This is a genomic window from Sphingobacterium sp. 40-24 (assembly GCF_001899705.1).
GTDB classification, from domain to species: domain Bacteria; phylum Bacteroidota; class Bacteroidia; order Sphingobacteriales; family Sphingobacteriaceae; genus Sphingobacterium; species Sphingobacterium multivorum.
Genome location: NZ_MKWH01000021.1, coordinates 1 through 13950, shown reverse-complemented (window position 1 = coordinate 13950; position 13950 = coordinate 1). Strand labels below are relative to the sequence as shown.

General features: G+C 40.6%; 12 protein-coding genes and 1 tRNA gene. 5 read left to right on the top strand and 8 right to left on the bottom strand.

Translation table 11 applies throughout. From position 1 onward, the window contains the following. Positions 1-97: 97 nt before the first annotated feature. From BGP15_RS07020 to panC, 7 genes are all read right to left on the bottom strand, one after another. On the bottom strand, positions 98-691 hold the full coding sequence (locus BGP15_RS07020; protein ID WP_286769080.1) for an FKBP-type peptidyl-prolyl cis-trans isomerase: 594 nt from the start codon (positions 689-691) through the stop codon (positions 98-100). Positions 692-893: 202 nt separating this feature from the next. Next, complete coding sequence (locus BGP15_RS07015; RefSeq protein WP_088163058.1) at positions 894-1565, bottom strand: FKBP-type peptidyl-prolyl cis-trans isomerase; 672 nt, start codon at positions 1563-1565, stop codon at positions 894-896. Between the two features lie 75 nt (positions 1566-1640). Beyond that, positions 1641-2108: a thioredoxin family protein gene (locus BGP15_RS07010; RefSeq protein ID WP_286769079.1), complete on the bottom strand. Its 468-nt coding sequence runs from the start codon at positions 2106-2108 to the stop codon at positions 1641-1643. Between the two features lie 14 nt (positions 2109-2122). Next, positions 2123-4459, bottom strand: a complete 2337-nt coding sequence (locus BGP15_RS07005) for a TonB-dependent receptor (protein WP_286769078.1) — start codon at positions 4457-4459, stop codon at positions 2123-2125. Between the two features lie 371 nt (positions 4460-4830). Next, positions 4831-5193 (bottom strand): DUF8478 family putative metalloprotein, encoded by a 363-nt coding sequence (locus BGP15_RS07000; RefSeq protein WP_115046549.1) that lies wholly within the window; start codon positions 5191-5193, stop codon positions 4831-4833. 120 nt (positions 5194-5313) lie between these two features. Next, positions 5314-5664, bottom strand: coding sequence for an aspartate 1-decarboxylase (panD, locus tag BGP15_RS06995; RefSeq protein ID WP_115046550.1), 351 nt, complete (start codon positions 5662-5664; stop codon positions 5314-5316). A 44-nt stretch (positions 5665-5708) separates the two neighbouring features. Then, positions 5709-6602, bottom strand: a complete 894-nt coding sequence (gene panC, locus BGP15_RS06990) for a pantoate--beta-alanine ligase (RefSeq protein WP_312523616.1) — start codon at positions 6600-6602, stop codon at positions 5709-5711. A 114-nt stretch (positions 6603-6716) separates the two neighbouring features. Between panC and BGP15_RS06985 the strand changes: the two genes are divergently transcribed. From BGP15_RS06985 to uvrC, 4 genes are all read left to right on the top strand, one after another. Beyond that, positions 6717-7535: a glycogen/starch synthase gene (locus BGP15_RS06985; RefSeq protein WP_070570107.1), complete on the top strand. Its 819-nt coding sequence runs from the start codon at positions 6717-6719 to the stop codon at positions 7533-7535. Between the two features lie 368 nt (positions 7536-7903). Beyond that, on the top strand, positions 7904-8383 hold the full coding sequence (gene ispF / locus BGP15_RS06980; protein WP_286769077.1) for a 2-C-methyl-D-erythritol 2,4-cyclodiphosphate synthase: 480 nt from the start codon (positions 7904-7906) through the stop codon (positions 8381-8383). Between the two features lie 240 nt (positions 8384-8623). Further along, positions 8624-10894 (top strand): penicillin-binding protein 1A, encoded by a 2271-nt coding sequence (locus tag BGP15_RS06975; protein ID WP_112374936.1) that lies wholly within the window; start codon positions 8624-8626, stop codon positions 10892-10894. 93 nt (positions 10895-10987) lie between these two features. Further along, complete coding sequence (gene uvrC / locus BGP15_RS06970; RefSeq protein ID WP_115046553.1) at positions 10988-12787, top strand: excinuclease ABC subunit UvrC; 1800 nt, start codon at positions 10988-10990, stop codon at positions 12785-12787. A gap of 73 nt (positions 12788-12860) precedes the next feature. Here the strand turns inward: uvrC and era are convergent, their stop codons facing one another. After that, positions 12861-13739 carry a GTPase Era gene (gene era, locus BGP15_RS06965; RefSeq protein WP_070570335.1) on the bottom strand — a complete coding sequence of 293 codons (879 nt, stop codon included), beginning with the start codon at positions 13737-13739 and terminating at the stop codon, positions 12861-12863. 115 nt (positions 13740-13854) lie between these two features. Here era and BGP15_RS06960 point away from each other — a divergent pair. Beyond that, positions 13855-13927 (top strand) — tRNA-Met (locus BGP15_RS06960). Positions 13928-13950: the final 23 nt, after the last annotated feature.

The following is a 13950-nucleotide window of genomic DNA, read 5'->3' as shown; positions in this document are numbered from 1 at the left end:
TGAAGGTTTATGTTGAAAACCTCTTTGAACTAAAAAGCTCCTAAAATGAGATCATTTTAGGAGCTTTTATGCTTTATTACTTCAGAAGGGGCGATAATTATTTGATATCTGTAACTTCAATGACAAAATCCAATGGTGAGTTTGCCGGAATAGTTCCGACAGCCTGGTTTTGGTATCCATAAAGGGAAGGTGCCATGATGTGAATTTTACTGCCTTTTTGTAGACCTTTTTCGGTTAAGCCGCCTAATTTCATGTCGCCGATTTTTTGCGGAGCAAATGCGAAGGTCCAAGCAGGAATAATAGTGCTGTAAAATGGATATTGATACCCCGTGTTTGTGATGATTTCAAATTCTTTTGCAGTATCAGTTTGATCAAATACACTTCCACTCAATAATTTTCCAACGTATTTTACAGTCGGTTTAAATTTTAAGTATTTGCCATTTAATGTGTCAACCACTTTATATTCATAGTTCCCTGTTCCTTCGGCAAGAATTTCATACCAAATTCCCGTTTCGCTGTTGTATTGTGCATTGGGGTAATTTTGGCTAACGTAATTTTTAAGTGTTACAGAATCCGTTTTAAATTGTGCATTCGCATCATAAACCGGCGCATCGTCGCTTTTGTTACAGCTGATAATAAGGAAAGCGATTGCTGCAATTCCCATGAATAGTGGTGATAACAGTTTTTTCATTATATTTTTTATTGGTTTTTCAAGGAAAAGCTATTTTCTTTATGAAAGTAGCTTTGCAAATGTATATTATTTTTTCTTCGTTAAAGGTTTTCGCTATAACAATTAACATTTTGATACATTAATTTACACTTCTGAACGTGTACTTACAAAAAAGCCATTCTCACGAGGAGAACGGCTTCGATGAATGCATTGTTTTTATTTTTTATTTAACAGCACCAACAGCTTTTAGGTCGATGGTGTATACTACTGGTGTATTTTTAGGAACAGTTACCTTTTCGCTTCCTGTTGTATATTCTACTTGATCAAAAGAATAGTAAGAAGGAGCAATAAAGCTTATTTTGTCTCCTTTTTGCAATCCTTTTTGTAATAAACCTTCAAATCTTACATCTTGACCTTGGATATTAATAATGGTAGGAATAAATGCTTGCACCCATGCTTGGCCATAAGTTTTTATGGCAACGCGAATGTCGTCATAAACTTTAGGAACACCATCTGTATTTTTGTCGAACACAGTTCCATCCATCAGTTCGCCTTTGAAGTTTAAGGTTGCAGACCACGCGTTTGCTTGTGGACCATAATAGCCGATACTTCCTGTATAACTATATGGTGTTGAGTTATCTGTTGCAAGCTCTACTTTGTACCAGATTCCTGTAGAGTCGGAAAACCGTGCATTTTCTTTCCATTTGGTTTTGGCGTATTGCTCTAAAAGAGGTGCTTGTATTCTTAATAGGGAATCCCTGCGTGCTTTTTCTTTTCTAGCAGCTTCTATTTGTTGTCTATTCAATGCATCATAATCGATATTATCTTTATTACAAGCCGTAAAAAGAACCCCCAGACACAAAAACGCCATTAATAATTTCGTGATATTTTTCATAATTTCTTAAAGTGTGTATTAATTATAAAATCCAAAACGCAGGAATAATGGAGTTCGCTACACGTAAATGTTAAATTATTCTAAAAAAACGGCTAACTCCTTTGAGTTCAGGTATTTTTGCTGTATACTTTTTAGTCGAAATTCGCTGTCAAAATGTAGGAGAGTTGGGAAAATCATTTTTCTCCCTTGTAGCAATTGCAAAGCTAAAGGATGGAATTGTCCTGTTTTTTTTCTTTTGCTTAAGGGCTTCCATATGCTTCGATCAAAAGCAATCTCATCGATAGATTCTGCGTCGAGCTTCACCGCATAGTAGCGCTTGTTGATTAATTGGACAATCTCTTTTTTTGTAAAGATTTCCTGTTCCATTTTTCGGCAGTAGCTGCACCAATCTGTATGAATAAAGAGCAGTGTTTCGCGTGGTGAAACGGCCAGGAGTGAATCCAATTGCGCAAAATCAATCCAATTTATCCGCTCCTGTCCATAGTGGCAGAGCGGATAAAAGAATAGGATTAAGAGCACATATATTTTTTGGAAATGCTTCATATCCCAAATTTATGTTAATGAAAATGACCAACACGAAGTCCAAACGTGTAAGTACGGGGGCGTGTTGGACCATAGATATAGTCTGAATCACGTAGCGCTCCCTTGTCGAAGTCCTTCTGAAAAGCATTGAACATGTTTTGTACTCCACCAAAAATTTCGATGCTGAAATCCTTATGTATTGGAAAGGTGTAGCCTAAACGGAGATTTAATTCCACAAAGTCCCGGGCATTTTTGAGGGTCATCACATCATTTTGAATGTGTGGAACAATCATTTTTCCCGTATATACTCCAGTCAGATCGATCGCAAATTGTTTGGTTGCTTTCAGGTTGCTATTCAAATAACCATAAATGTTGGGCGTACGGACATATTTTTTGGTGAGGATATCCTGCCCATCTTCTTTTCCTGTATAGATGATTTGGTCTTTCTTGTAACGTGAGCGCTGGATCGTCCCGCCGGTTTGGATAGAAAACCAGGAGGATGGCGCGATATTGATTTCAATATTAGAACCATACACCCGGGCCCCTTCACCATTTTGCATTTCCTGGATAATCAATCCGTCTTTTTCAGACGCCATGACGTTGACAAACTGATTATTTAGATCCGTGTAAAATCCCTCCACGAGCAAACTGGTTTGTACATTTCCGAAATTTTTATTGTAGCTAAAAGAACCTGTATACGCATTGGAGTATTCTGTTTTCAGATTTTCACCGATCAATACAAAGACTTGGTTTCCGCCAATGGAAGTGACATGCATGTCCTCATTAAATGCCTGTGGCGCACGGAAGCCACGTGCATAACCCCCTCTAAATTGGAGGTTTTTTGTGATATCGTATAAGATGGTCAACCGTGGACTAAAGGTGCCGAAGCGCTGATCTGAGTTCCTATTTATACCTGCAAGACTATATTTACCGTCTACATAGGTATAATCATATCGCGCTCCAATTAACGTTTTAAAATTACTTAAAGGTTTCCATTCGTATTGGGCATAACTGCCTAGTCCTTTATTCTGCTGATCGATGGTTCGTTTATACCCCGGTATTTCATCCTGGGTATCATTGTATGAAAACTCCACTCCGGCAGTAAATACATCTCTTTCAAAGTTGTAGGTATATTGTCCCCCGGCAACCAGCGCGATATCATTTGTTTTTCCATAGGCATTTGCGGCTAATGTGCTGTCGGCAAGTGTTGTTCCGCCTCCAAGACCGCCATAGTAGCTGTCGCGAACAGTTTTCTGCACAGAGCCATACAGGGACATTTTTTGCTTATAATCGGTGGAATAATGATCGTAGGTGATTCCGCCAACAAGCGAACTGGTTTCCAATTGCTCGGTGATTTGCGTCAGATGGGGTACTTTATCGAGTTGATCACCACCGCGGCGGAACTCGTTCACGGTGCTAAAGTCAACCGTTATCTTATCCAGGTCACTCGGCTTGTAAAATAATTTTGTGCCGAAAGTGGTGTTACGAAGTTTGGTTATTTCCGAAAAACCATCACCATTCGCATCGTAAGCTTCCCGATTACGGTGCATGCCGTAGAATGTGGCTCCTCTTTTGAGGTCTTCCGAAACGGTTGAGGTATTAAAATCAACGGTATTATCCCAGCTTTTGCCACCAATAAGTGAGTTGGTGGATTTGACCTGCCAGTCGTTCTCTACCGGATCTTTTGTAATAATATTGATGGTCCCTGCAATGGCATTGGCACCAAATAAAGCCGAACCGCCGCTGCGCACAACCTCAATACGGTCGATCATACTGGTTGGAATCTGATCCAAACCGTATACGCTATTTAGTGCGGAAAATACCGCCCTACTATTGATCAATATTTGTGAATAGGGGCCCTCGAGACCATTAAGCCGGACTTGTGAAAAACCGCAATTCTGGCAATTGTTTTCGACCCGTACCCCCGGTTGATAATTCAATGTTTCCGACATAGCGACAGATTGTGTCGCATTAAATAATTTGGGACCAATGACATTGACCACCACAGGAGCGTCCTTACGTTTTACGCCATAGCGTGTAGCTGAAACCACAACCTCATCCAAATTGAGGTTGTCTTCCTCCAGTTGGATTTGCAATGGTGCCTTCAACGTGTCTAAAGAGATGACTTTGCTGAAGGAACGATAGCCCACTGCAGATATATTCAAGGTTACTTTTTGCGTTGATATTGCAGACAGCTTAAAGTAGCCATCGGCATCGGATGTTGTCGCGAGCTTGCTGTTTTTTAAGGTCAGGGTACCGGAAGGAACCGCTTCATGATTTTTATTGAACAAGTAGCCTTCAAGTTTTGACTGGGCGTATATAGTGGATGTACCAGCCAGTAATGTGGCCAATAATGTGTATTGCTTTAGCATCGTAATTTGATAAAAATTTAAAACATTTAAGCCTCGTATAGCGAGGTCTATTCCTATTGCATAAATGGCGCTCGAGGTATTGCAAACTTCTCGAAAACAGGCGAATGGCTCGTTTTTTAGTAAGGTGCTTTATACCAGGCAACGTACTGAACTCCCGCCAAGGTTATTCAGCAAACGTTTTCGCCATTGTGAAAAGACAATGCTCGAAAAGGAGGCAACGAAAAGATGGTATCAAAAGATACTTATCGATAGGTACTACATTCCATAGCAACTGGACCAATCAATTGAGCGCATGGCTAACATATTGTTTTTTGCACAACACGAGTTTGGCCACCCTGGACTGCAGACCTTCGAAATCTTTGATTTTTGATTTATGCTAAGCTGGGGGGACCACGTAAGTGGTAATGATCGACGGTTGTGGTGAATGCTTCCGGACAAAATAAATGATAGCGTTCCTCTTTTACTTCACGCGGAATAGGAAGCTCAAGGACGGTAAATTCAGTTTGTACGTAGGTATTGTGATAGATGACATTGAGGTATTCGATTTGGTCATCTGTTTCTTGCGGCTTTTGTTTCTTGGTAAAATCATAAGGGTGGGTGTGCATGACAATCTCACCGGTTGATTTTACCTCTTTGTGCATAAAAACAACACCCGAAATAATAATCAGCGACATTAATACCAATTGGCAAAATGCGATAAGCTGACGTGGGGATTTCGTTGTTTTTCGGTACATAAAAAAGCGTTACTTTTTAGGGTAACGCTTCAAAAATACGATTTTATTTTGTGAGTATTCGTGATCCACTCATTAAAAAATTATAAAGTTTCTATGTGCTAAGCTTAACTTGCTTCCTGACTATTTAATCAGATGATTGTTGTCGTCTGGAAATACAACGGAAGGTTTAAACTTCTTAGCTTCCTCAAAATCCATGTTTGCGTAGGAAATGATGATGACGATGTCGCCGACCTGAACCAGGCGAGCCGCAGCACCATTCAAACAGATAATGCCTGATCCACGTTGCCCTGGGATGACGTATGTTTCAAGACGGGCTCCATTATTGTTGTTTACGATTTGAACTTTCTCGTTAGCGATGATATTTGCGGCATCCATCAAATCTTCATCTATCGTGATACTACCCACATAATTCAATTCCGCTTGTGTGACTTTAACGCGGTGAATCTTGGATTTCATTACTTCTATTACCATGGCGCAAAGGTAGGGCTTTCTACTGAATTTGAAAGATTTGTCAATTAATTTGACAAATTATTCAGAATCATATTATCAATCAAACGAACACCTTCAACCCAGGCAGCGACAAGTGCGACATGCTGCTTACTGAAATCGATGTGATTGACTTCTTTTAAGGTCGAACTCTCACATAGGGCAAAATATTCAACGGTTAGTCCTTCGGTGTCTGTTAAAATCTGCAAGGCTTTGTCCTTTATTTCCGCTAGCGGGATAGCGTCATGTATATGATCTTTTACATATTGCAGGGAGCGGGAGAGCGCCAAAGCTGTTCTTTTTCCAGCGTCGCTTAAGCGCGCGTTTCTAGAGCTCAGTGCTAGGCCGTCTTGATCTCGAATGATAGGACATATCGCCAATTGAATCGCGAGATCCTTCATGGCTATCATGCGTTTGATGACCATGACCTGTTGAAAATCTTTTTGCCCGAAACAAGCAATATCCGGTTGTACTAAGGTAAATAATTTATAGACCACCTGGGTGACACCTTGGAAATGCCCGGGGCGTTTTTCACCTTCCCAAATCTGATCCAGTTCGCCAAGGTCAAGATGCCAGGCTTCATTTTTATCGGGATACATTTCATCGACACTTGGTAAAAAGAGAATGTCGCAATCGACGGATTCCAGTAATCTAATGTCGTTTTCAATGGGCCGTGGATATTTTTCGAGATCTTTCGGATCGTTAAATTGTGTGGGGTTAACAAAAATGCTGCAAACACGAATATCGCTGATTGGTTTTGCATAATTTAATAGGGATAAATGTCCTTCATGTAAAGCGCCCATCGTAGGAATTAGAGCGATTTTTTGACCTGTTGATCGGGCTTGTTGCAGGTATGCTTGGAGAGATGCTTTCGTTTTGAAAATTTCCACTTTGCTATTTAGTTTTTGTTGGCAAAGTTGCATAATATTTTGGGAATATAAAACGATGATTAATAGTAAATTGCATAGTAAGTATTTTTTTCGTACCTTTGTAGACCGATTTTACTGTTCGAAAATAATAAATAAAAATAACTGGAGATGGCAAAAACGAAGATATTGTTTATTACTCACGAGATGTCGCCTTTCCTCGAATTAACTAAAATTTCTGAAATTACACGTCAACTTCCGCAAGCGATGCAAGAAAAGGGTTTTGAGATCCGGATCTTAATGCCGCGTTTTGGGAATATCAATGAGCGTCGAAATAGATTACATGAGGTTATTCGTCTTTCAGGCTTGAACATTGTTGTGGATAATAATGATAATCCGCTAATTATTAAAGTTGCTTCATTACCTGCGGCCCGTATGCAGGTATATTTCTTGGATAATGAAGACTACTTTCAGCGTAAAAAAGTTTTTAGTGATGAGCATGGCGAATTCTTTGCAGACAATAATGAGCGTTCGGTGTTCTTCTGTAAAGGAGCATTGGAAACTGTGAAGAAATTAGGTTGGTCCCCTGATGTAGTACACTGTCATGGATGGTTCTCTGCTTTGGTACCGGCTTACGTGAAGACAACGTATAAAGACGATCCTACATTCAAGGATGCAAAAGTGATGTACTCTTTGTTCAATGAAGAATTTAAAGGTACATTAGGTACAAAGTATGCTGAAATGGCGCCCGAGGGCTCCTTTAAGGCTGCGGATGCGCAGGTGTACGGCGATGGTAGTTATGAGGCGATCTACAAAGGTGCTTTGCATTTTACCGATATGGTGGTTGTCGCTGACGAAAATGTCAACACGGAAATAGTTGATTTTGCTCGATCAAAAGATATTCAGGTTTTTGAGCCTAATGGCGATCAGGACTACGATGCTTTTGGAGAAGTATATGATCAGTTTGCGCCAGAAGAAGTAGAAGCTTAAGCTTTACCTTTGGAAGCGTTTCGAAAAACAAACAGACAATAATATAGAAAAAGGCTATTCTCAAGGATAGCCTTTTTTTTATGCGACTCTTTTTCATCTGGTCGAACCGTTATTTCAATGATTTTCGTTGCGCTACCTGCCAGAAACCTTTTGTCGCAATAAATATAGCTGCGAATTGCTATCTTCGCAGTAATCTGTCAATGATTTTAGATGTTCATACCAGGGAATCTCAGCGAAGATGAATCGGTTTTGATCTATACCTATGCTAGCTTGTCAAATAGCATGCATTGGCCGATTTAGTGTATATAAACCGCGTGTTTGGGCATATCTTAAGGATGTGAACAGACAGCATAGCTATAATTCGTGTAATGAAAATTAAGGTAGGATTTGGATTTGATGTCCATCAGATGAAAGATGGTCATCCGTTTATTGTTGGTGGAGTGCAACTGGAGCATCATGCTGGAGCCTTCGGGCATTCTGATGCCGATGTGTTGGTTCATGCGATATGTGATGCCATTTTAGGCGCCGCCAATTTGGAAGATATTGGCTACCACTTCCCAAATACAGATATGCGCTGGAAAGGCATTAGCAGTTTATTGTTATTAAAAGAATGTATGGCGCTGATTGCTGCGAAGGGATATACGCTTGGCAATATTGATGCGATGCTGTGCCTGGAAGCTCCTAAGATAAAACCCTACATTCCACAAATGAAGGTTAAACTGGCTGAAGCAACGGGTTTGGATATCGATGACATCTCTATTAAAGCAACAACAAATGAAACAATGGGATTTATCGGTCGTCAGGAAGGGGTGGTTGCCTATGCGGTTTGCTTGATTGAACGCGCGTAGTTCGCCACAATATTTTCACGTTTAAATTCTTGCTTTTGGCCCAATTAGTAATACCTTTGCCAAAGTAGGGATTCTTGGCACACTATCTGATAGAGTGTGCATTAATGTCTTAATTGAAGTCTTTAAAGATCAAAATGATGCCCTATCCAAGTTTGCAAAATGCAACTGCGGTTGGAAAAATGGTCTCTGCATTGCGGTCTTTACAATGAATAATATTTACGTTTGAAATTTAGTAAATAGATGAAACGAGTATCAAAAAAAAATCAACTTACTGAGGCTGATGTCAAGCGGTATACGTTCAATTTTTGGAAAATTATCGTCGGGATTGTCGCGATAGGTTTTCTCTTTATATTGAGTATACGTCTTGGCCTATTTGGAAAATTACCCTCCTTCAGTGATTTGGAAAACCCCAAAAGTAATTTAGCGTCTGAAGTTATCACGGAAGATCATAAGGTATTGGGAACGTATTATGTCCAAAACCGTTCCAATGTAAAGTATAGTGAATTGTCACCTTATTTGGTCAAAGCATTGGTTTCTACAGAGGATAAACGCTTTTATGATCACTCCGGGATAGACTACTCACGGACATTTACAGTTATCTTTCACACCTTGACCGGTAACAAACAGGGGGGAAGTACCATTACACAGCAGCTGGCTCTGAATCTATTTTCGGATGGACGGCAAAAGAATTTTCTAAAGCGTGTCATCCAAAAATTTCAGGAATGGATTACCGCTGTTCGTTTGGAAAGAAATTATACCAAAGATGAGATTATTACCATGTATTTTAATACGGTAGACTTTGGTGCTTATAATACCTACGGAATCAAATCTGCCGCGCGGACTTATTTCAATACGACTCCGGATAAACTGACGGCGGAACAAGCAGCCCTTTTGGTAGGAATGCTTAAAGGCCCGGGAGCATATTCTCCTGTGCGGTACCCCGAAAAATCACGTACGCGCCGTAATACAGTATTGAACAATATGGTTGCCGCTAATTTTATTTCGGCAGAGGAGGCTACCAAAGCGAAGGAGAAACCACTTGGTTTAGAACTGAAGATTGCAAATTACGGTGAAGGTTTGGCACCCTATTTTAGAGCGGTATTAAAGGATGAAATCAAAAAAGAATTTGCAAAATTGTCCATCACCAAACCAGATGGTACGCCGTATGACCTCGATCGTGATGGATTGAAAATCTATACGACGATCAATATGTCGATGCAGCAATATGCAGAGGATTCGCAAAAAGAATGGATGAAGCAATTGCAGTCTAAATTTTCCGCACAATGGAAAAATAGGGATCCTTTTAAAGGCGACAAAGCCAAACTGCTCATGAGTGGAATGAAGCGCTCTGACCGTTACCGTATTTTGAAAGAAGAGGGCTTGAATGAAGACGCAATCAAAAAGGCTTTCAATGTAAAGGTTCCGATGAATATTTTTACGTGGAAGGGAAGTGTTGATACGATGATGACGCCAATGGATTCTATTAAGTACAATAAACTCATGTTGCGCAATGCGATGATGTCTATGGAGCCGAAGACCGGACATATTAAAGCTTGGGTTGGGGGTATTGATTTTGACCACTTCAAATATGATCAGGTAAAAATGGGTACACGTCAGGTCGGATCGACGGCGAAACCATTTACGTACGCGGTGGCGATTGACAACGGTTATTCACCATGTTACAGTATTCCCAATTACCAACAAACCTATAATGGGTGGACGCCAAGAGGAAATGCACAAGGTGGGAACCCGATTACTTTAGCGAAGGCATTGGCTTATTCGCAAAACTATGCGACGGCCTATTTGGTACACGAAGTTGGTGCTGCAGAAGTGGCCGCATTGACTAAACGGATGGGTATAACAAGTGATGTGCCTAATTATCCTTCGATCTCATTAGGTGCTTATGAAGCGTCGGTCTTTGATATGGTGGGTGCTTATTCGGCATTTGTGAATCAAGGAACCTGGATTGAGCCAACTGCGATCTTACGTATTGAAGATAAAAATGGTACACCGATCTACGATAAAGCACCAAAGGTCGTAAAAGCCTTAAATAGTGAATCTGCTTATATTATTGTTGATATGTTGAAAAAAGTGGTATCCCAAGGTACGGCGAGACGTATTCAATGGATGTATAAGCTCACCAATCCAATTGGTGGTAAAACAGGTACAACCAACGATAACTCAGATGCCTGGTTTATTGGTATCACACCGGAACTGGTTACAGGGGTTTGGACCGGTGCAGAAGATCGAGGTATTAGTTTCGACAGGATGGAGTACGGACAGGGGGCCGCAGCAGCGATGCCTGTATTTGCGTACTATATGCAGAAAGTATATAAAGATTCAAATCTGAAGTATACCAAGGGCGATTTTGAGCAACCGCAGGGTGGGCTTACCCGTGTCATTGACTGTAATCAGTATTGGGGCGGTGGTGGCTCAGATGTCGAAGATGGATCTACGGATTCAAGCGGTAAAGATGCGACTAAACTAAAAGATGATCGCTTAGGTTTCTAAGTTATTTTAACGATTACCATTGGGCCAGATAATAAATTTTTTCGAGATTTGTTGTCTGGCCTTTTTGCTGAACATGTTTGATATTGGAACGTAATGGACGTATTTGATTATAGAGAAGAATTAAAAAAGATACCACATCGACCGGGAGTCTATCAGTATTTTGATAAAAATAGTGAGCTGATCTATATCGGTAAAGCGAAGGATCTGCGTAATCGGGTCGGTTCGTATTTCGTGAATGAAAATCAGCTGAATGGCAAAACCCGTGTTTTGGTTCGCAAGATCAACCGTATATCTTTTACTATAGTTGATACAGAGATTGATGCTTGGTTGCTTGAGAATTCATTAATCAAGAAACACAAGCCCAAGTATAATGTTCTGTTGAAGGATGATAAAACCTATCCATGGATTGTCATCAAGAACGAACCTTTTCCGCGGGTTTTTTGGACCAGACAATATATCAAGGATGGGTCTCGTTATTATGGCCCCTATCCTTCGGTGGGGATGATGCATATTGTATTGGATCTGATCCGTGAACTATTTCCCCTCCGTACCTGCAATTTGGCTCTCACACAGGAAAACATACGGAAAGGCAAGTTTAAGATCTGTCTTGAATATCAAATTGGAAATTGTAAGGGGCCCTGCGAAGGGTATCAGTCCGAAGACGACTACGATCAGAACCTGAGTGATATCAAGGATATTCTGAACGGAAAGATTGCTGTGGTGACCAATCGTTTAAAGGAAAGTATTGGTACAGCAGCAGCGGCTTTGGATTTTGAAAGGGCACAGTTAATGAAGGCCAAGTTGGATAAGCTGGACAACTACCAGAGCAAGTCGACGGTGGTCAACTCATCCATTACCAATGTGGATGTATTTAGTATTGCTTCAGACGAGGGTTACGCTTTTGTCAATTACCTGAAAGTCATGAATGGTGTTATTATTCAGACACAGACCCTCGAAATGAAAAGGCGTTTGGACGAGAGTGAACAGGAGCTTTTGGCCTTGGCGATACCGGAGATTCGGGAGCGCTTCAAAAGCCTCTCGCGGGAAATTATCGTACCTTTTGAATTGGATATTGAAGAGAACGAACGGATTCGATTTACGATTCCGAAGTTGGGCGAAAAGAAAAAATTGCTGGAACTTTCCCAAAAGAACGTGGCATTTTTTAGAAAAGAGCGTCTGTTGCAATATGAAAAGCTTAATCCGGATATTCGGACGGAGCGCATCTTAAAGCAGATGCAAAAAGATCTGCGCATGAATGTGCTCCCGCAACATATTGAATGTTTCGATAACTCGAATATTCAGGGGAATTATCCCGTATCGGCTATTGTTGTCTTTAAGGATGCAAAACCTTCGAAGAAAGATTACCGCCACTTTAATGTGAAAACCGTGGAGGGTCCCAATGATTTTGCCACGATGGAGGAGGCTGTTTTTAGACGCTATAGGCGATTATTGGATGAAGATCAGCCTTTGCCGCAATTGATCATTATCGATGGGGGAAAGGGGCAGCTGGGCGCAGCCTTAAAGAGTCTGCGCTTGTTGGGGATAGAACGGAAAGTCACGGTCATCGGCATTGCCAAAAGACTGGAGGAGCTATTCTATCCGGGTGATCAATATCCACTTTATCTGGATAAGAAGTCTGAAACCCTCAAGGTCATTCAACATCTCCGGGATGAAGCACACCGTTTCGGAATCACCTTCCACAGAAATCAACGGAGCCGCAAAACCTTCGTTTCAGAGCTGGAAAATGTTCCGGGTATTGGAAAAACAACGGTTGAGAAAGTGTTAACTGAGTTTAAATCGGTAAAAAAAGTGAAGGAAGCCTCCGATGAAGAGCTAAAAAAAGTGCTTAATCTGAAACAGATTAAAGCACTTCGTGAATATTTTGCAACGTAAAAATTTAAAAGAAGAATAGTTCGTGCAGTAGAGGTCTGTAAAAAAGGTCTCCGTACGAACTTTTCAAAGCGAATTAATCATCGTAACCAAAACGTTTAAGGTAGTTCTTTTTACTTCTCCAGTCAGGAATCACCTTAACAAAAAGTTCGAGGAATACTTTTCCATCGATAAACTCTTCAATATCCTGGCGGGCATAGGTACCGACTTTTTTGATCATGGCACCTGCTTTTCCGATGATAATATTTTTTTGAGAGTCGCGCTCTACAATAATTTCGGCAGCAATACGTGTGATATTTGCTTCTTCTTTGTATGATGTGACGATTACCTCTGTACTGTAGGGGATTTCCTTATCGTATAGTTTGAATACTTTTTCACGGATCATCTCAGAGACGAAGAAACGCATGGATTTATCCGTTAGCTCATCTTTCTCATAATAGGCTTCGTGAATCGGTAACTTGTCCTTGATGTAGTGCATCACGGCGGCGACATTATGATTTAATTTTGCTGAAATCGCAAAAACGGTATCTGGATTTAATTTTTCCTGCCAAAATTCAATCTTAGCCTTGACCTCTTCTTCCGAAGATTTATCAATTTTGTTGATAAGCACGGCAACAGGGGAATTTGTTTTACGCAATTTCTCCAGGACATCGTTCTCATCGTATTTTTCGTGGATATCTGTCACAAATAAAATAATGTCTGCATCGATCAACGATCCTTGGACAAAATTCATCATTGATTCTTGCAAAGAATAGTTTGGTTTGATAACACCAGGGGTGTCCGAAAACACAATTTGGTGGTCTTCATCGTTTACAATACCGATAATGCGGTGTCTTGTCGTTTGCGCTTTGGGTGTAATGATAGACATTTTTTCACCCACTAAAGCGTTCATTAGGGTGGACTTACCAGCATTTGGCTTTCCGATGATACTTACGAATCCTGCTTTGTGTGACATTTTTCTAAATTTTATTAGGATTACAAAGAAACAAAATATATCTTTGTACTCCAATTCGGAAGGATCATAATCTTGTTTTTTCAAAAGAAAAAAGCAATTTTGTTCAAAAATATATTGCGGGGTGGAGCAGTTGGTAGCTCGTCGGGCTCATAACCCGAAGGTCACTAGTTCGAGTCTGGTCCCCGCTACTAAAGAAAGAGCCGATTGCAAT

Bases quoted from the DNA above. Each gene is read 5' to 3' on its own strand.
- BGP15_RS06975 (WP_112374936.1), top strand. From the start codon at position 8,624: ATGAAACGAGTATCAAAAAAAAATCAACTTACTGAGGCTGATGTCAAG.
- ispF (WP_286769077.1), top strand. From the start codon at position 7,904: ATGAAAATTAAGGTAGGATTTGGATTTGATGTCCATCAGATGAAAGAT.
- BGP15_RS07010 (WP_286769079.1), bottom strand. From the start codon at position 2,108: ATGAAGCATTTCCAAAAAATATATGTGCTCTTAATCCTATTCTTTTAT.
- BGP15_RS07000 (WP_115046549.1), bottom strand. From the start codon at position 5,193: ATGTACCGAAAAACAACGAAATCCCCACGTCAGCTTATCGCATTTTGC.
- BGP15_RS07015 (WP_088163058.1), bottom strand. From the start codon at position 1,565: ATGAAAAATATCACGAAATTATTAATGGCGTTTTTGTGTCTGGGGGTT.
- uvrC (WP_115046553.1), top strand. From the start codon at position 10,988: ATGGACGTATTTGATTATAGAGAAGAATTAAAAAAGATACCACATCGA.
- era (WP_070570335.1), bottom strand. From the start codon at position 13,739: ATGTCACACAAAGCAGGATTCGTAAGTATCATCGGAAAGCCAAATGCT.
- panD (WP_115046550.1), bottom strand. From the start codon at position 5,664: ATGGTAATAGAAGTAATGAAATCCAAGATTCACCGCGTTAAAGTCACA.
- BGP15_RS07005 (WP_286769078.1), bottom strand. From the start codon at position 4,459: ATGCTAAAGCAATACACATTATTGGCCACATTACTGGCTGGTACATCC.
- BGP15_RS07020 (WP_286769080.1), bottom strand. From the start codon at position 691: ATGAAAAAACTGTTATCACCACTATTCATGGGAATTGCAGCAATCGCT.
- panC (WP_312523616.1), bottom strand. From the start codon at position 6,602: ATGCAACTTTGCCAACAAAAACTAAATAGCAAAGTGGAAATTTTCAAA.
- BGP15_RS06985 (WP_070570107.1), top strand. From the start codon at position 6,717: ATGGCAAAAACGAAGATATTGTTTATTACTCACGAGATGTCGCCTTTC.